The organism is Paraburkholderia sp., from assembly GCF_050742655.1.
Classification (GTDB): Bacteria; Pseudomonadota; Gammaproteobacteria; order Burkholderiales; family Burkholderiaceae; genus Paraburkholderia.
In genome coordinates this window covers 47,936-65,779 of record NZ_JBOIGG010000004.1, presented here as the reverse complement: position 1 = coordinate 65,779, position 17,844 = coordinate 47,936, and the positions used below count along the sequence as shown (strand labels likewise).

General features: G+C 64.8%; 13 protein-coding genes. 7 read left to right on the top strand and 6 right to left on the bottom strand.

Features of this window, described 5'->3' with window-relative positions; translation table 11 throughout:
• Positions 1-70: 70 nt before the first annotated feature.
• The 6 genes from ACREXZ_RS07505 to ACREXZ_RS07480 all read right to left on the bottom strand — a co-directional run bounded on the left by ACREXZ_RS07505 (position 71) and on the right by ACREXZ_RS07480 (position 6,852).
• Positions 71-1,210 carry a Gfo/Idh/MocA family protein gene (locus ACREXZ_RS07505; protein WP_431763421.1) on the bottom strand — a complete coding sequence of 380 codons (1,140 nt, stop codon included), beginning with the start codon at positions 1,208-1,210 and terminating at the stop codon, positions 71-73.
• Between the two features lie 22 nt (positions 1,211-1,232).
• Complete coding sequence (locus ACREXZ_RS07500; protein ID WP_431763420.1) at positions 1,233-2,282, bottom strand: sugar phosphate isomerase/epimerase family protein; 1,050 nt, start codon at positions 2,280-2,282, stop codon at positions 1,233-1,235.
• A gap of 62 nt (positions 2,283-2,344) precedes the next feature.
• On the bottom strand, positions 2,345-3,307 hold the full coding sequence (locus tag ACREXZ_RS07495) for a substrate-binding domain-containing protein (protein ID WP_431763419.1): 963 nt from the start codon (positions 3,305-3,307) through the stop codon (positions 2,345-2,347).
• Positions 3,308-3,344: 37 nt separating this feature from the next.
• The gene (locus tag ACREXZ_RS07490) at positions 3,345-4,358 is read right to left on the bottom strand and encodes an ABC transporter permease (RefSeq protein WP_431763418.1); all 1,014 of its coding nucleotides are present in this window, start codon (positions 4,356-4,358) and stop codon (positions 3,345-3,347) included.
• On the bottom strand, positions 4,339-5,826 hold the full coding sequence (locus ACREXZ_RS07485) for a sugar ABC transporter ATP-binding protein (RefSeq protein ID WP_431763417.1): 1,488 nt from the start codon (positions 5,824-5,826) through the stop codon (positions 4,339-4,341). The genes ACREXZ_RS07490 and ACREXZ_RS07485 overlap by 20 nt, the downstream gene beginning before the upstream one ends.
• Before the next feature lie 15 nt (positions 5,827-5,841).
• Positions 5,842-6,852, bottom strand: a complete 1,011-nt coding sequence (locus ACREXZ_RS07480; protein WP_431763677.1) for a LacI family DNA-binding transcriptional regulator — start codon at positions 6,850-6,852, stop codon at positions 5,842-5,844.
• Positions 6,853-7,224: 372 nt separating this feature from the next.
• On the opposite strand from ACREXZ_RS07480, the gene ACREXZ_RS07475 reads away from it, so the two are divergent.
• The 7 genes from ACREXZ_RS07475 (at position 7,225) to urtA (ending at position 17,820) form a co-directional block, all read left to right on the top strand.
• A complete protein-coding gene (locus ACREXZ_RS07475) occupies positions 7,225-7,878 on the top strand; it encodes a protein-L-isoaspartate O-methyltransferase family protein (protein WP_431763416.1) in 654 nt (217 codons plus the stop codon).
• Positions 7,879-8,003: 125 nt separating this feature from the next.
• Positions 8,004-8,327: a rhodanese-like domain-containing protein gene (locus ACREXZ_RS07470; RefSeq protein ID WP_431763415.1), complete on the top strand. Its 324-nt coding sequence runs from the start codon at positions 8,004-8,006 to the stop codon at positions 8,325-8,327.
• Between the two features lie 8 nt (positions 8,328-8,335).
• On the top strand, positions 8,336-9,814 hold the full coding sequence (locus ACREXZ_RS07465; RefSeq protein WP_431763414.1) for a TolC family outer membrane protein: 1,479 nt from the start codon (positions 8,336-8,338) through the stop codon (positions 9,812-9,814).
• A 253-nt stretch (positions 9,815-10,067) separates the two neighbouring features.
• Complete coding sequence (gene atzF, locus ACREXZ_RS07460; protein WP_431763413.1) at positions 10,068-11,906, top strand: allophanate hydrolase; 1,839 nt, start codon at positions 10,068-10,070, stop codon at positions 11,904-11,906.
• Between the two features lie 13 nt (positions 11,907-11,919).
• Positions 11,920-15,522 carry an urea carboxylase gene (uca, locus tag ACREXZ_RS07455; RefSeq protein ID WP_431763412.1) on the top strand — a complete coding sequence of 1,201 codons (3,603 nt, stop codon included), beginning with the start codon at positions 11,920-11,922 and terminating at the stop codon, positions 15,520-15,522.
• Between the two features lie 50 nt (positions 15,523-15,572).
• Complete coding sequence (locus ACREXZ_RS07450; protein ID WP_431763411.1) at positions 15,573-16,289, top strand: GntR family transcriptional regulator; 717 nt, start codon at positions 15,573-15,575, stop codon at positions 16,287-16,289.
• Between the two features lie 229 nt (positions 16,290-16,518).
• Positions 16,519-17,820, top strand: coding sequence for an urea ABC transporter substrate-binding protein (urtA, locus tag ACREXZ_RS07445; RefSeq protein ID WP_431763410.1), 1,302 nt, complete (start codon positions 16,519-16,521; stop codon positions 17,818-17,820).
• The last annotated feature ends 24 nt before the right edge of the window (positions 17,821-17,844 follow it).

The window sequence follows — 17,844 nt, the reverse complement described above, 5'->3', positions numbered from 1 at the left end:
CGCGCTGTCGCGTGTCTTTTCCGGCCATATCCCGGGTCCATACAGCCTGGCAAAAAGCCTTCTACTCACCCTACACCTCGACCCACGCCCCACTCGCCGCATTACTCGTGAGCACCGCCTCAATAAACCGCAACCCCGCGACCCCATCGTCGACAGTCGGCAACAACCGGCTCTCGTCAGGCAGCGGCCGCCCCGCATCGATCGCTTCGATCTGCAACGCGGCATCCTTGTACAACTGCGCGAACGCTTCGAGATAGCCCTCGGGATGTCCGGCCGGCACACGCGTCGCGTGCGCGGCGACTGCTCCCTGCACACGTGCACGCGTGAGCCGTTGCGCGGCACCACCGAGCGGCGTGAACCACAGTTCGTTCGGCGCCTCCTGATCGAACGCGACGTTCGCTTTCGTGCCGTACACGCGCACACGTAGCGCATTCTCCGCGCCGCTCGCGACCTGGCTCGCCCACAGCATCCCGCGTGCGCCGTTCGAATAACGCAGCATCGCCTGCACGTGATCGTCGATCCGGCGACCGGGCACGAACGTGTGCAGTTCCGCCGCGAGCGACGACGGAGTCATCCCGGTGACGAACGACGCGAGATGCCACGCGTGCGTACCGATGTCGCCGAGGCAACCGGCCGGCCCCGCGAGCGCGGGATCGGTGCGCCATGCGGCCTGGCGATTCGTGCCGAGCGCTTCGATCGGCTCGGCGAGCCAGTCCTGCGCGTATTCGACCTGCACGACGCGCACGGTCCCAAGCTCGCCGGATTCGACGAGTTCGCGGGCATGACGCACGAGCGGATAGCCGGAGTACGTATGCGTCAGCGCGAACAACCGCTGCGTGTCATGCGCGAGCTTCGCAAGCGCAACGCCTTCCGCAAGCGACACGGCAAGAGGTTTGTCGCAGATCACATGAATGCCCGCTTCGAGAAACGCGGTCGCGACCGGCGCATGCAGATGGTTCGGCGTAACGATCGCGACCGCGTCGATGCCATCGACGCGCGCGGCCTCGGCCCGCGCCATGTCGCGCCAGTCCGCGTAGCTGCGCGCAATGCCCGCGTCGCGTGCGCTGTCGTGCGCGCGCTGCGGGTCGGACGACAACGCGCCCGCGACGAGTTCGAAGCAATCGTCGAGACGCGCGGCCATCCGGTGCACGGCGCCGATGAACGCGCCCTGCCCTCCGCCGACCATCCCTAGTCGTAGCCTTCTTTTCATCGTCGTTCCTTCCCCGCGCGACTCATAGTCCAAGCAGCTTCTTCAATTGCGCATCGTCGACACCGCTGCCCGCGAAATCGTCGAACGCATGATCGGCAACGCGAATAATGTGCCGACGAATAAACTCGGCGCCCTCACGCGCCCCGTCCTGCGGATGCTTCAGCGCGCATTCCCATTCGAGCACGGCCCAGCCCGAAAAATCGTATTGCGCCATCTTCGAGAAGATCGCGCCGAAGTCGATCTGTCCATCGCCGAGCGAACGAAAACGCCCCGCGCGTTCGACCCAGCCGCTATAACCGCCATACACGCCTTGCTTACCGCTCGGCCGAAACTCCGCGTCCTTCACGTGGAAGGCCTTGATCCGCTCGTGGTAAATATCGATGAACGCGAGGTAGTCAAGCTGCTGCAGCACGAAGTGGCTCGGGTCGTACAGGATGTTCGCGCGCGGATGCTGGTTCACCGCGTCGAGAAAGCGCTCGAACGTGACGCCGTCGTGCAGGTCTTCGCCCGGATGCAGTTCGTAGCAGACGTCGACGCCTGCGTCTTCGAATGCGTCGAGAATCGGTGTCCAGCGGCGTGCAAGTTCGGCGAACGCGGCATCGACGAGACCCTCGGGCCGTTGCGGCCACGGGTACAGATACGGCCACGCGAGTGCACCCGAAAACGTCACGTGACTGCACAGCCCGAGTCGTTTCGACGCCTTCGCCGCATAGGTTAGCTCGCGGATCGCCCATTCGGTGCGCGCCGCCGGATTGCTGCCGACCTGCTTCGGCGCGAAACCGTCGAACAGCAGATCGTAGGCCGGATGCACGGCAACGAGTTGCCCCTGCAGATGCGTCGACAGCTCGGTGATCACGATGCCTTCGTTGTCGACCGTCGCGCGCACGTCGTCGCAATACGCCTGGCTCGTCGCCGCGAGTTCGAGGTCGACGAGCCGCGGATCGGCCGGCACCTGGATGCCCTTGTAGCCGAGACCCGCAGCCCATGCGGCCAGATGCGCGAGGTTGTCGAACGGCACGTCGTCGCCCATGAACTGCGCGAGAAAAATCGCCGGCCCCTTGATCGTCTTCATCGTGCTCACTCCCATTGATCCGGCGAGGCGTCACGCGCCCCGCCCACGTCTTCGTACGCCATTTAGAACGGTGAATCGGGGAAGTAGAACTGCTGCGCGTTTTCCTTCGTGATCAGCACAGAAGGAATGATCGTCGTCGCCGGCAGCTTCTCGCCTTTCAGACGTGCCTCGGCGGTCAGCTTGATCGCGTCGTAGATGAACTTCGGCGAGTACGACACGTCCGCATGAACCAGCTTGTCGCCGTCGATCAGCTTCTTCACCATCACCTTCGACCCCGCGCCGCCGAATACTTCCTTGATGTCGGTGCGCTTCGCCTGCTCGATCGCTTTCATGACGCCGATCGCCATGTCGTCGTCGGCGGCCCAGACGGCGTCGATGTGCTTGAAGCGCGTCAGGTAGTCCTGCGTCACCTTGAACGCGTCGTCGCGATTCCAGTTCGCGTACTTCGCGTCGAGCAGCTTGATGTCCGGGTAGTTTTTCAGCACGTCCGTGAACGCGGTATAGCGTTCGTTGTCGAGCGTCGTCGGAATGCCGCGCAGTGCAACGATGTTGCCGTGGCCGTTCAACGTCTTCGCGAGGTACTCGGCGGGCAGCTTGCCGAACGCGGTGTTGTCGCCTGCGACATACGCATCCTGCGCGCTGGTGTCGGTTAGCCCGCGATCGACGACCGTCACGTACACACCCTTCTTCTTCACCTGCGCGACCGGCTGCGTCAGCGACGCCGATTCGAACGGGAAGATCACGAGCGCGTTGATCTTGTTCACCGTCACGAGATCCTGCAGCTGGTTCGCCTGTTCCGGCGACCCGGCGGCCGTCTTCACGATGATCTTCAGATCGGGATGCGCTTTCTCGAGATCGCTCTTCGCCTTGTTCGCCCACCAGACGATGCCGCCGGTAAAGCCGTGGTCGGCCGTCGGTATCGCGACGCCCAGCGTCACCTTCTCGTCGGCGCGCGCGATGCCTGCCGTGCCGATTATGCCCAGCGCCAGCATGCCGGCGCTTAACGTCCGAATCATCTGCTTCATGTCGTGTCTCCTATGTTGTTTGTCGAACCGCTTGCTACTACCTCCGCCCACGCTGCAAAAACGCCACCACAATAATCACCGCCCCCTGCACAGCCGCATTCAGATACACGCTGATGACGCTGGTCAGATTCAAAATGTTCGCGATCACCGACAGCAGCACCGCGCCGATCACCGTGCCCGCGACGCGTCCCTCGCCGCCCTTCAGCGCAGTGCCGCCGACCACCACCGCGGCGATCGCTTCCAGTTCCCATAGCAGGCCGGTCGTCGGCGTCGCCGAACCGAGGCGTGGCACGTACAGCACCGTCGCGACGCCAACGCACACGCCGAGCAGCATGTAGGTGACGATTTTCACGGTATCGACGCGGATCGCCGCATAGCGCGCGACCTGTTCGTTCGAGCCGATCGCCTGCACGTGCCGGCCGAACGCGGTGCGGTTCAGGATCAGCCCGCCGCCCGCCGCGACGACGACGAACACCCAGATCGGCACCGGCACGCCGAACAGGCTCGCGTAGTAGACGGGACCATATAAATCGGAGAGCGGGTTGTCGAGCGTCAGCGCGCCGCCGTCGGCAAGCCACGTGAGCACCGCGCGAAAGATGCCGAGCGTGCCGAGCGTCACGATGAACGGCTCGATGCGGCCTTTCGTGATCAAGAGGCCGTGTGCGCAGCCGAACAGCGCGCCGAGCACGAGCGCACACACGATGCCGATCATGACGATCGCGAGCGGCGCAAACGTATGACCGCCGATGCCGCCGGCCAGCGCGTTCATCAGCCAGATCATGCTGCCCGCGATCAGCGCCGCCATCGAACCGACCGACAGATCGACGCCGCCCGAGATGATCACGAACGTCATGCCGACCGCGATGATGCCGATGAACGACGTGCGCGTGAGCACATTCATCAGGTTGTCGACAGTTGCGAAATCGCGGTTCAGCAGCGTGCCTGCGATGCATAGCGCGAGCAGGCCCGCGAGCGGTCCGAGGCCGTGGAGACGTCGTGCGATGCGCCAGGCGCGATGCGGCTGCGCGGCGTCAGTGGGTGCCGGTCGCATGGGCGATCAACTCCTCTTCGGTTAGATGGTCGAGGCCGAGCGTCGCCTGCAGCGTGCCCGCGCGCATCACCGCCACGCGATGGCACAGGCCGATCAGCTCGATCAGTTCGGACGAGATCACGATCACCGCGCGACCTTCGGCCGCAAGACGATGGATCAGGAAATAGATGTCGCGTTTCGCACCGACGTCGACGCCGCGCGTCGGTTCGTCGAGCACGATCACGCGCGGGTCGGGTTGCAGGAACTTCGCGAGCGCGAGCTTCTGCTGGTTGCCGCCGGACAGCATGCGCGCGCGGCTATTCGTGTCGCCGGTGCGGATGCCGTAGGTCGCGACGGCGTCATCGAGCGCGGCACGCGCAGCCTTCAGATCGAGCAGCGGATGCGCGTAGCGCTCGAGCGTCATCAGCGTGAGGTTGTCCTGCAGGTTCAGGTTGACGTGCAGCCCTTTGCCCTTGCGGTCTTCGCTCAGATACGTGAGGCCATGGCGCATCGCATCGCGCGGGCTTTTCAGATCGACCGTGCGGCCTTCGATCTCGACGCGCCCCGCGCTGCGCCGGCGCAGTCCGATCAACGCCTCGAATGCTTCGGTGCGGCCCGCGCCGACGAGCCCCGCGAAGCCGAGCACCTCGCCCGCGCGCACTTCAAAGCTTAAGTTCTCGACCCAGCCCGGCACGCTCAGCCCATCGACCCTCAACGCGACCGGCGCATCTTTGGGCAAAGCAGGCTTCGCCGGAAACATGTCGGACACGTCGCGACCGACCATCAGGTTCGCCATCTGCTGACGTGCGAGCCCAGCCGTCTCACCGCGCGCGACGAAGCGGCCGTCGCGCATCACGATCACTTCGTCGGTAATGCGCTGGACCTCGTCGAGCTTGTGCGAGATGTAGACGATCGTCACGCCGTCGGCCTTCAGCTTCGCCATCAACGCGAACAGGCGCTCGGTCTCGGCAGGCGTGAGCGTCGCGGTCGGCTCGTCCATCACGAGCAGTCGCGCGCGCCGCGACAGCGCCTTCGCGATCTCGACCATCTGCTTCTCCGCGACGATCAGCTCGCGCACCTTCGTATCCGGATGCTTTGCAAGGCCGACCTGCGCGAGATACTGCGCGGCCTGCGCGCGCATCGTCGTGTCGTCGAGCAGCCAGCCGCGACGCTTTTCGTGACCGAGGTAGATGTTCTGCGCGATCGTCAGATGCTCGGCGAGGTTGAACTCCTGGTGGATCAGCACGATGCCCGCGGCCTCCGCCGCACGCGAACCGTCGAAGCGCTGCGGCTCGCCGTCGATCAGCAGCGTGCCTGCGCTCGCGGTCTCGTAGCCCGCGAGAATCTTCATCAGCGTCGACTTGCCCGCGCCGTTCTCGCCGAGCAGCCCATAGATGCGACCGGGCGCCAGCTCGAAGCTCACGCCGTGCAGGACGCGCACTGGACCGAAGTCCTTGCGGATGTCGTCGAAACGCACGGCGACGCTCATGAGTGGCCTCTCATTTCATGCGCTCCTGCGTACGACGAGCCGATGCGGCAACAGCACGCCCGGTACATTTGCCAACGGATTCGCCAGCCGCTGCAACAGCAAACGCGCGGCGGTTTCGCCGAGTTCGCGCATCGGCTGCGCGATCGTCGTGAGCGGCGGGTCGACCTGCGCGGCGAGCGAGATGTCGTCGAAACCGACCACCGCGACGTCGTCGGGCACGCGCCGGCCCATCGCGCGCAGCCCAGCGATCACGCCGATCGCGAGCGTGTCCGAGACAGCGAACACGGCATCGGGTGATTCCGGTAGCTGCATCAGCGCGGCCGCTGCCGCACCGCCCGCCGCGTAGTCGAGACTCGCGACACCGACGCGCCAGCGTGGATCGGGCGTGATGCCCGCCTCGCGCAACGCAGCCGCGTAACCCTCTTCGCGCTGCCGCGCGTACAGATAGCTGTCGCCGGAATTGACCAGCGCGATCCGTCGCCGGCCGCGTGCGAGCAGATGCCGCACGGCGTCGTAGGCCGCGCGATAGTTGTCGATGCCGACGTACGGCACGCCGACCGCCGGATCGAATTCGCAGCACGCGACCCACGGCAGCGCGCCCGATTCTTCGGCGAGCGCCTGCTGGACCGCGGCCGGATCGAGGCAGATCGCACCGTCCGCGCGCCGGCGCCGCAGTAGATCGAAGTAACTGCGCTCGCGGCCTGGGTCGGCGCCGGTGTCGCACAACAGCATGAAGTAGCCGTGCTGCCGCGCGACGCTGTCGATGCCGCGCACGATCTCCGCATAGAACGGATTGCCGACGTCGGGCACCATCGTCAGCAGCAGACGGCTCTCGGCGGTGCGCAGGTTGCGCGCGAGTTCGTTCACGCGATAGCCGCTCGCGTCGATCGCGGCGAGCACGCGATCGCGCGTCGCAGGCCGCACGTTCGAGTGACCGTTGAGCACGCGCGATACAGTCGCGACCGATACGCCCGCCTGCTCCGCGACATCGGCGATGGAGTGGCCGCTGGGCGCCGCATCCCCCACTGCGGGGGCGACGCCCTTCGCGGTCCGCGATGCCGCCCGCCGAACCCGCACCTTGTCCGCCGAACCGGCAGACGCAGAAGGGGCCGAAGAAACCGCTGAACGGGAAGAACGCGACGGACGGGACACGACGATCCAGCTCCAAAAATGTAATCGATTACATTTTTGCTCGACGAACCACGGAACCGCAAGCTCCACCGCGTAGGGATTAACACCGAGCCGGGCGGCCGGCGACGAAACAGCGCGCCCAATCGGTTTGGTACAATTCCGCAGTCGCTGGGCCTGCTGGCGCATGCCGGACTTGGGCCCCACGCCTTGCCACCCACAACACGCTCCAGCCGGGCCGCATTCAACCTACAAACCGCCGAACCCACCATGAATATCGAGCAAGCGCGTTTCAACATGATCGAACAGCAGATCCGCCCCTGGGAAGTGCTCGACCAGGACGTGCTGAACCTGCTGTCGATCGTCAAGCGTGAGAACTTCGTCCCCGCCATCCACCACGATCTGGCCTTCGTCGATTTCGAAGTACCGCTGCCCGCCGGCCAACGCATGCTGGCGCCGCGCGTCGAAGCGCGCGTGCTGCAGGAACTGGCGGTGAAGAAGCACGAAAGCGTGCTCGAAATCGGCGCCGGCTCGGGCTATATGGCGGCGCTGCTCGCGCATCGCGGTCAGCACGTGCTGACCGTCGACATCGAACCCGAACTCGCGGAACTCGCGAAGCAGAACCTCGCGGCGAACGGCGTGCTGAACGCGGAAGTCGCGACCGGCGACGGCTCGCGCGGCTGGCCCACGGCAGCGCCGTACGACGTGATCTGCGTGTCGGGCGGACTGCCGGTGTTGCCGCAGGACATTCTCGAACAGTTGAAGGTGGGCGGCCGTCTCGCGGTCTTCGTCGGCTCCGCGCCGGTGATGAAGGCGCAGATCATCACGCGCATCGACGACAAGCAGTACCGCGTCGCCGACATCTTCGAAACCTACGTCGAACCGCTGATCAACGCCGTCGAGCCGCCGCGCTTCAAGTTCTGATCGTTCACGCGGCTGGCTCGTCATGGGTCAGCCCCAGACAAAACCCGTCTTCACACGACATCGGGCGCCGCGTCCGCGCACTGCGCGGCCCGCCCGCCGTCCACTTCCCGTCACCGGATCCGTCGATGCAAAACCTCACCGCCCCCGCCCTCGCCGAATGGCTCGCCGATACGACGCGCGCCGCCCCCGTGCTGCTGGACGTGCGCGAGCCGTGGGAAATCGAAACGGCGAAGATCGCCGGCAGCCTGTCGATCCCGATGCGCGACATTCCCGCGCGCAGCGAAGAGCTCGACGACGACGCGCAGATCGTCTGCGTCTGCCATCACGGCGCGCGCAGTGCACAGGTCGCGATGTTCCTCGAATCGCGCGGCTACCGGAACGTCTTCAATCTGCAGGGCGGCATCGACGCGTGGTCGCGCCAGGTCGACCCGTCGATTCCCACCTATTGATCCGCACGATGCGCCGGACCGCGCCGGTCCTGCTCGCGTTCTGCACGGCGCACGCGCAGGCGGTCGGCCTCGGGCAGCTTTACGACGAAGCGCTCGGCAACGACTCGCAGCTGCAAAGCGCGCGCGCGACGATGGCCGCGAACAGCGAGGAGCTGCCGCTCGCCCGCGCGAAGTTGCTGCCGCAAGTCGGCGCGACGATCGATGCGAGCCGGCAGCGCACCGATCTTGGCGGCGGCTTTCCGAAGTCGTACGGCAACAGCACCGGCTATACCGTGTCGCTCACGCAGCCGCTGCTTCACGTCGACAGCTGGTACGGCTATTCGCAGGGCAAGCTTGCGGTGGAGTCCGCGCAGGCATCGTTCGGTGCCGCGCGTCAGGACCTGATCCTGCGGCTCGGACAGGCGTACTTCGATGCGCTCGCCGCGCAGGATTCGCTCGCGATCGCGCGATCGCAGAAGACGTCGATCGCGCAGCAGCTTGAATCCGCGCGACGCTCGTTCGAGGTCGGCAACACGACCATCACCGATACCGACGAAGCGCAGGCTAAATACGATCAGGCGGTGTCCGGTGAAATCGGCGCGCAGAACGATCTCGCGGTGAAGCTCGCGTCGCTCGAGCAGATCGTCGGGCATCCGGTCGAACGCGTCGACGGGCTCGCGACCGGCACGTCGCTGCCGCCGCCGATGCCCGCGGATCTCAGTCAGTGGGTCGACGCGGCGACAGCAGCGAATTACCAGGTCGTGTTGAAGCGGCTCGCACTCGATACCGCGCAGCGCGAAACGTCGAAGGCGAAGGCTGGCCATCTGCCGACCGTCGATCTCGTCGCGAGCTATTCGCGCAACAGCCTCGGCACGACCGGCGCGGGCTTCGGTGCCGGCGGGCTCGGCGCGGGCGGCAACGTGCCGCTCGGCGCCGAACTGAGCGGCCTCGGCTCGTCCTATACGAGCAGCACGATCGGCATCCAGGTCACCATTCCGCTGTTCGCGGGCGGCGCAACGCAGAGCCGCGTGCGTCAGACACTCGCGCTCGAAGACCAGGCCTCATCCGATCTCGATACCGCGCGGCGCAATGCCGTGCTGTCCGCGCGCCAGGCGTACCTCGGCGTGTCGAGCGGGCTCGCGCAGGTGCAGGCGTTGCAGACCGCGGAGAAATCCGCGCGCACGTCGCTCGAATCGAACCTGCTTGGCTACCAGGTCGGCGTGCGGATCAACATCGACGTGCTCAACGCGCAGGACCAGCTGTTCACCGCGCGGCGCGATCTCGCGAAGGCGCGCTACGACACGCTCGTCAACGGGTTGAAGCTGAAGGCATCGGCCGGCAACCTCACCGACGAGGACGTGCTGCAACTCAGCACCCTGCTCTCCACCGACGACGACCGCGCACTCACCGAACTCCCGCAGCCGGTCGCCGTCCCGCATCCGGGCGTGCATGCGAAAGGTGCTGCGAACAGGGGCGGACGACGGACGATGCCGGAGGGCGTGCAGTAACTATCCAGCGGGCACGCATCGCTGCGCCGCGAGCAAACGCCGCCGGACAACGGAGCACAGGCACGCACCATTGCCAAGCCCACGCCCAACCGTTGCGCACGTTGCGCCAGCCATGTGCATGTTCGCCGCCAACCATCTCATGTGCCGTACAAGCTGACACCCCCACGTTCAAAGGCTCCTTCCCGGTTTCCGTCGCGATGGCATGACTCTTGTGTACAGGTTTCCCGAACTTGTACACAAGAGGAAATACGAGATGCGTGGATGGACGATTGCGGACTGGCAGGATGCATACCGTGGCGGAGCGACGCCGGCAACACTGCTCAATGAACTCATTGGCACCCTGGCGCCTGCGGACCCCGCCTGGATATCGACCGCAACGCAAGCCACGCTCGATGCGCAACTCGCCCAGCTACAGAAAAAGCTCGATGCCGCGAACGGCGATCTGACGAAGCTGCCGCTCTACGGCATCCCGTTCGGCGTGAAGGACAACATCGATGTGGCCGGCTTCGCCACGACGGCCGCCTGCCCCGCGTTCGCCTATACGCCCGAGCGCCACGCGACAATCATCCAGCGGCTGACCGATGCCGGCGCGATCGTCGTCGGCAAGACGAATCTCGATCAATTCGCCACCGGGCTGGTCGGCGTGCGTTCGCCGTACGGCATTCCGTGCAATGCCTTCGATCCCGACTACATTTCCGGCGGGTCGAGTTCGGGCTCCGCCTCGGCGGTCGCGCGCGGCATCGTCCCGTTCGCGCTGGGCACCGATACCGCGGGTTCCGGGCGCGTGCCGGCCGGACTCAACAATATCGTCGGGATCAAACCGACGCGAGGCGCGTTCAGCAACACGGGCGTCGTGCCCGCGTGCCGCACACTCGACTGCGTGTCGATTCTCGCGACGACCGTCGACGATGCCACGTTGATCTACGACGTCGCCGCGGCCCTCGATCTGACCGACGGTCTGTCTCGCGAGGCACCGTCCGCCGCGCTCGACTGGAGTGTGCCGGCCGCGCCTCGCTTCGGCATTCCTGCGCAGCCGGAATTCTTCGGCGACGAACTCGCGGCAAAGGCATTCGATGCAGCCATCAAGCGCCTCGAAGCGCGCGGCGCGATCTGCGTGCCGGTCGACTTCTCCCTGTTCGACGACGTCACCGCATTGCTGTACGACGGCGCGTGGGTCGCCGAGCGCTTCGCCGCGATCCGGCAGTTCGCAGACGAACACGAAGCGGACATTCATCCGGTGGTGCGCAACATCATCTTCAAGGCCAAAGAATTTTCCGCGGCCGATACGTTCGAGTCGATCTACAAGCTGGCCGATCTGAAGCGCCATGCCGATGCGCTGCTCGCGCAGTTCGACGCGCTGCTCGTGCCGACCGCGCCGACGCACTACAAGATCGCCGAGCTGCTCGCCGACCCGGTACGTCTGAACAGCAACCTCGGCAAGTACACGAACTTCGTCAACCTGCTCGACTGGAGCGCGGTGGCAGTGCCCGCGAATCTGCGCGACGACGGGTTGCCGTTCGGCATCACGTTGATCGGCGATGCATGGCGTGAGCGCGCGCTCGCGCAATTCGCGGGTGAATGGCATCAGGCAACCGGGCTCACGCGCGGGGCGACGGGATTGCCACTGGTGTCACGGTCCACGTCTACCTCAAGCGCAACACACAACACACCCGACACGATCCGCGTCGCCGTCGTCGGTGCCCATCTGCGCGGAATGCCGCTCAATCACGAACTGACGAGCCGCAGCGCACGCTTTGTCGAGAGCACGACGACGTCCACCGACTATCGACTCTTTGCACTTACCGGCACGACGCCGCCCAAACCTGGCCTGCTGCGTTCGGACAGCGGCGCACCGATCCAGCTTGAACTCTGGGACGTCCCCGCGAAGACGTTCGGCTCGTTCGTCGCGGGGATCCCCGCGCCGCTCGGCATCGGCACTGTGACGCTCGTCGACGGGAGGCAAGTGAAGGGTTTCATCTGCGAGCCGTATGGACTGCAAGGCGCGCGCGACATCACCGAATTCGGCGGCTGGGCCGCGTATCTCGCGGATCTCGCCAGTCAGCGCGATGCCACCGCGCCATCCCATTCCTGATTCCGGGGCTGCCATGTTCGACACGGTTCTGATCGCTAATCGCGGCGAAATCGCCTGCCGCATTGCGCGCACGCTCAAGCGGATGAAGATCCGCCCGGTCGCGGTGTACTCCGATGCCGATCGCGACAGCCTGCACGTCCGCATGGCGGATGTGGCCGTGCCGCTCGGCGGCAACGCGGCAGCCGACAGTTATCTGCGCGGCGATCTGATCATCGCAGCCGCGAAGCAAACCGGGGCGCAGGCGATCATCCCCGGCTACGGCTTCCTGTCGGAGAACGCGGACTTCGCCGCGCGCTGCGAAGCAGAAGGCATCGCATTTGTCGGCCCGACGCCGCAACAGATGGAGCAGTTCGGCCTGAAGCACGCTGCGCGCGAACTCGCTGACCAGGCCGGCGTACCGCTGACGCCAGGCTCGGGCCTGCTCGCCGACCTCGATGCCGCGCGCGAAGCCGCTGCTTCGATCGGCTATCCGGTGATGTTGAAGAGCACGGCGGGCGGCGGCGGTATCGGCTTGACCCGCTGCAACGACGAAGCGGAACTGGCTGCGGCATTCGAATCGGTTCAACGGCTCGGACAATCGTTTTTTGCGAACGGCGGCGTATTCGTCGAGCGTTTTGTCGATCGTGCACGACACGTCGAAGTGCAGATTTTCGGCGACGGCAATGGCAACGTCGTCGCACTCGGCGAACGGGACTGTTCGCTGCAGCGACGCAACCAGAAGGTGGTCGAGGAAACCCCTGCGCCGAATCTGCCCGATGCGGTACGGCAGCGTCTGCTGGCGGCAGCCGAAAATCTCGGCCGCTCCGTCGGTTATCGGTCGGCTGGTACCGTCGAATTCATCTACGACGCCGCGAAAGAAGCGTTCTATTTCCTCGAGGTCAACACGCGCCTGCAGGTCGAGCATGCGATCACCGAATGCGTGACCGGTATCGATCTGGTCGAGTGGATGATTCTGACGGCGGCCGGAGAGCCGCCCGAGTTCGATCGTGCGATCGTGCCCAGGGGCGCGTCGATCGAAGTCCGTATCTACGCCGAAAACGCGCTGCGTAATTTTGCGCCGAGCCCTGGTACGCTGACCGAAGTCAGTTTTCCTGCGGACGTTCGCGTCGACGGCTGGGTCGAGACCGGCAGCGAAGTATCGGCGCACTACGACCCGATGATCGCGAAGCTGATCGTGCATGCGGAAGACCGCGCTGCTGCGATCTCCGCGATGACACGCGCACTGGATGCGACGCGCCTGTCCGGCATCGCGACGAATCTCGACTACCTCAGAAAGATCGTCGCCAGCGAAGGCTTCGTTTCAGGCGATGTGTCGACCCGCTATCTCGATGGTTTCACGTACCGGCCGAACGTCATCGAAGTCATCGATGCCGGGACCTATACAACGGTGCAGGACTATCCGGGCCGCGTCGGCTACTGGGATATCGGCGTGCCGCCGTCCGGTCCGATGGACGACTGGGCATTCCGGCTCGCCAACCGGATCGTCGGCAACGCGAGTCATGCGGCCGCGATCGAGACAACCGTGCTCGGTCCGACGGTGCGATTCCATCGCGACACCGTCGTCGCGCTCACCGGCGCACCGACGGACGGTGACCTCGACGGCGCCCCGCTCGTCTTCTGGACGCCGCTCGACATCAAGGCCGGCCAGACGTTGCGGATCGGCAAGGCGACCAGCGGTTGCCGGACCTACCTTGCGGTGCGCAACGGTCTCGACGTGCCGCTGTATCTCGGTAGCCGCTCAACCTTCGCGCTCGGACAGTTCGGCGGTCACGCGGGCCGCACGCTGCGTCCTTCCGACGTGCTGCCGGTCGCGGACACACAACTCGCGTCCACGGCCGACCTCGCGCCGCTTTATGCGCCGGCGCCGCTGCCCGCGATGCTAATCCCGTCGTATGGACGAAGCTGGGAAATCGGCGTGCTGTACGGTCCGCACGGCGCGCCCGACTTCTTCACCGCAGCATCGATCGACACCTTCTTTGCCAGCGACTGGGAAGTCCACTACAACTCGAATCGCCTCGGTATCCGGCTGAACGGTCCGAAGCCGCAATGGACCCGCTCCGACGGCGGCGAGGCCGGTCTGCATCCGTCGAACGTTCACGACTGCGAGTACGCAATCGGCAGTATCAACTTCACCGGCGACATGCCGGTGATCCTCACGCGCGACGGTCCGAGCCTCGGTGGTTTCGTCTGTGCCGCGACGATTGCGAAAGCCGAATTGTGGAAAGTCGGACAGGTCAAACCCGGCGACAAGATCCGCTTCCACGAAATGACGTTCGACGAAGCACTCGCACTCGAACAGCAGCAGGACGCGTTCATCGAGCATTGGAAAAATCCAGGCGCCCTTGCGCCGATGTTCTCCGCACAACGCGGCTCGCCGATTCTTTTCGAAGCACCGGCGAGCGGCGATCATCCGAAGACCGTATTCCGCCAAGCCGGCGACAAGTACGTCCTCATCGAGTACGGCGAGAACGTGCTCGATCTGAATCTGCGGTTCCGGGTCCACGCGATGATGGAAGCGCTGCGTCGAAAACCGGTGGACGGTGTGCTCGAACTGTCGCCCGGCGTGCGCTCGCTCCAGGTGCGCTATGACTCGCGCACGATCGGTCAGCGCGCGCTGGTCGACGCACTCGCCGCAACAGACGCAACGCTAACCGGCATCGCGACGATGAAAGTGCCGAGCCGCGTCGTCTATCTGCCGATGGCCTACGAAGACTCCGCGACGCTCGACGCGGTCGCGCGCTACCGGCAATCGGTCAAGGACACCGCGCCCTGGCTGCCGAGCAATACCGAGTTCATGCGACGCATCAACGGCCTCGCATCGCGCGACGAGGTTCGCGACATCCTCTACGAGACCAGCTACATGGTGCTCGGTCTCGGCGACGTCTATCTCGGCGCGCCGTGCGCGGTTCCCGTCGATCCGCGGCACCGTCTGCTGACGTCGAAGTACAACCCGGCCCGCACCTATACCGCCGAAGGCACGGTGGGGATCGGCGGCGTCTACATGTGCATCTACGGAATGGATTCGCCGGGCGGTTATCAGCTTGTCGGCCGTACGTTGCCGATCTGGAACAAGTTCCTCAAGAACGACGTGTTCGTCGACGGCAAACCGTGGCTGCTGCGCTTCTTCGACCAGGTGCGCTTCTATCCTGTCAGCGAAAGCGAACTGGACGTACTGCGCAACGATCTCCGCGAAGGACGCAGCAGCGTGCGCATCGACGAAGAGGTCTTCGATCTCGGCGAGTACAACGCATTCCTCGCGCGCATCGAGCCGGAACTCGATGCCTTCCGCGCGAACCAGAAACACGCGTTCGACGCCGAGGTCGCGCGTTGGGTCAACGACGAACGCAACGCGGAAATCGTCGTGCACCCCGAAGCGGAGCCGATCGAAATCGCGGAACTGTCGGGCTCGATCGTCTCGTCGGACATCACCGGAAATGTGTGGAAGCTGATCGCGGATCAGGGATCGCAGGTCCGCGCGGGCGACCCGTTACTGATTCTCGAAGCGATGAAAATGGAGTTTCACGTGGCCGCGCCGCACGACGGTATCGTCAAAACGTTCCATTGCAGGCCCGGTATGATGATCAGCGCCGGCGACCCTCTGGTGTCGCTGGAATAGTCCCTTCGGCCCTTCGCCCCTACCCCCAATCACGCCCCCTGGAATCGAATATGGTTGACCACAGGACGCCGGCCGGATCCGCGAAAAACGCGAACAATCTTGCTGCGCAGATCTACACGCAGCTCAAGGCGGACATCTTCGATTTTCGTCTGCTGCCCGGCGACAAATTCAGCGAAGGCGACATCGCAGCGCGGATGCAGGTGAGCCGTACACCGGTGCGACAGGCGCTCTTCTGGCTGCAGCGCGAAGGCTACGTCGACGTCAACTTCAGAAGCGGCTGGCAGGTCCGCGCATTCGACTTCAAATACTTCGAGGATCTCTACGAGGTCCGCGTGATGATGGAGACCTCGGCGATCGCGAAGATCGTCGGGCTGGAGTTGACCTCGCGTCTCGACGCGCTACGCGAAATCTGGTGCGTTCCCGTAAAGAAACAACTCGACGACCCCGCCACTGTCGCATCGCTCGACGAAGCCTTCCACGCGCGCCTGGTCGCCGCGGTCGGCAACGACGAGATGGCGCGCATTCACGAAGACGTGACCGAGCGCATCCGGATCATCAGACGGTTGGACTTCACCAAAAAACCGCGTATCGCGGCGACTTACAAGGAGCATGCGGCGATTCTCAAAGCGATCTTCGCGGGCAATGCTGACGGTGCGCAGCAGATGATCCGCGACCACATCGCCGAGAGTCAGGCCGAGGTCAAACGCATCACGCTCTACATGATGCAAACCGCGCGCGCACGTTACGCGGATCGGGAAGAAGCCTGACATATACCCTCCATGCACGTCCCCGCGCACGTGCATCGCGCACCATCGTGGCACCGCACCCGCACCGCCTTCATGCGCCCCGCATCCGTCGCAATAACCTGAGACCAACGCGAGAACAACAGCCGACGCGACGGTTAGCCTGAGTCTCTGCCTGGCCTGGAAGTTGCTCTCTTGAGTCCGTCTTGTATTCAAGACGATATCCAACTTTCAAATAAGCAGAGGACGATCAATGAACAAGCGCGAGTTTCTGAAGGTCGCATCGGCAACAGGGGTTGCAGGGGTCGTGGGCAAGATCCCTTCCGCTTTTGCGCAAAGCGGCGACAAAGGCCCGATCAAGGTCGGCATCCTGCACTCCCTGTCGGGCACGATGGCGATCTCGGAGACCTCGCTGAAAGACACGGCACTGATGACGATCGCCGAGATCAACGCGAGTGGCGGCGTGATGGGTCGCAAGCTCGAACCGGTCGTCGTCGATCCGGCGTCGAACTGGCCGCTGTTCGCGGAGAAGGCGCGCCAGCTGATCACGCAGGACAAGTGCGCGGTCGTGTTCGGCTGCTGGACCTCGGTGTCGCGCAAGTCGGTGCTGCCGGTGTTCGAGGAACTGAACGGCCTGCTGTTCTACCCGGTGCAGTACGAAGGCGAAGAGATGTCGCGCAACGTGTTCTACACGGGCGCCGCTCCCAACCAGCAGGCGATCCCCGCGACCGAATATCTGATGAGCGCGGAAGGCGGCGGCGCGAAGCGCTTCTTCCTGCTCGGCACCGACTACGTGTACCCGCGCACGACCAACAAGATCCTGCGCGCGTTCCTGAAGTCGAAGGGCGTGCAGGAAACGGACATCCAGGAGGTCTACACGCCGTTCGGCCACAGCGACTATCAGACCATCGTCGCGAACATCAAGACCTTCTCGCAGAGCGGCAAGACAGCCGTGATCTCGACGGTGAATGGCGATTCGAACGTGCCGTTCTACAAGGAACTCGGCAACCAGGGCGTGAAGGCGACCGACGTGCCCGTCGTCGCGTTCTCGGTCGGCGAAGAGGAACTGCGCGGCATCGATACGAAGCCGCTGGTCGGCAACCTCGCCGCATGGAACTACTTCATGTCGCTGCGCAATCCGACCAACGAGAAGTTCAAGAAGCAATGGGCCGACTGGGTCAAGTCGCAGAGCCTGCCGGGCGGCACGAAGCGCGTGACGAACGATCCGATGGAAGCGACGTGGGTCGGCATCCACATGTGGAAGCAGGCCGCCGAGAAAGCGAAGAGCGTCGACGTCGACAAGGTGCGCGTCGCGATGATCGGCCAGAAGGTCGCGGCTCCTTCAGGCTTCACGCTGGAGATGGATGGTAACCATCATCTGCACAAGCCCGTGATGATCGGTGAGGTGCGTGCCGATGGCCAGTTCAACGTCGTGTGGCGCACCAAGACGACTATCCGCGCTCAACCGTGGAGCCCGTACATCGCCGGCAATGCGGGCAAGCCGGATGTCGTCAGCTCGATCCCGGCGTTCCTGCGCCGCTCGCGCGTTGCGTAATGCGGTGATGTCGTAACGTCGTGA

Coding starts and splice junctions, on each gene's coding strand:
- ACREXZ_RS07505 (WP_431763421.1), bottom strand. CDS start 1,210: ATGAAAAGAAGGCTACGACTAGGGATGGTCGGCGGAGGGCAGGGCGCG.
- ACREXZ_RS07500 (WP_431763420.1), bottom strand. CDS start 2,282: ATGAAGACGATCAAGGGGCCGGCGATTTTTCTCGCGCAGTTCATGGGC.
- ACREXZ_RS07495 (WP_431763419.1), bottom strand. CDS start 3,307: ATGAAGCAGATGATTCGGACGTTAAGCGCCGGCATGCTGGCGCTGGGC.
- ACREXZ_RS07490 (WP_431763418.1), bottom strand. CDS start 4,358: ATGCGACCGGCACCCACTGACGCCGCGCAGCCGCATCGCGCCTGGCGC.
- ACREXZ_RS07485 (WP_431763417.1), bottom strand. CDS start 5,826: ATGAGCGTCGCCGTGCGTTTCGACGACATCCGCAAGGACTTCGGTCCA.
- ACREXZ_RS07475 (WP_431763416.1), top strand. CDS start 7,225: ATGAATATCGAGCAAGCGCGTTTCAACATGATCGAACAGCAGATCCGC.
- ACREXZ_RS07470 (WP_431763415.1), top strand. CDS start 8,004: ATGCAAAACCTCACCGCCCCCGCCCTCGCCGAATGGCTCGCCGATACG.
- ACREXZ_RS07465 (WP_431763414.1), top strand. CDS start 8,336: ATGCGCCGGACCGCGCCGGTCCTGCTCGCGTTCTGCACGGCGCACGCG.
- atzF (WP_431763413.1), top strand. CDS start 10,068: ATGCGTGGATGGACGATTGCGGACTGGCAGGATGCATACCGTGGCGGA.
- uca (WP_431763412.1), top strand. CDS start 11,920: ATGTTCGACACGGTTCTGATCGCTAATCGCGGCGAAATCGCCTGCCGC.
- ACREXZ_RS07450 (WP_431763411.1), top strand. CDS start 15,573: ATGGTTGACCACAGGACGCCGGCCGGATCCGCGAAAAACGCGAACAAT.
- urtA (WP_431763410.1), top strand. CDS start 16,519: ATGAACAAGCGCGAGTTTCTGAAGGTCGCATCGGCAACAGGGGTTGCA.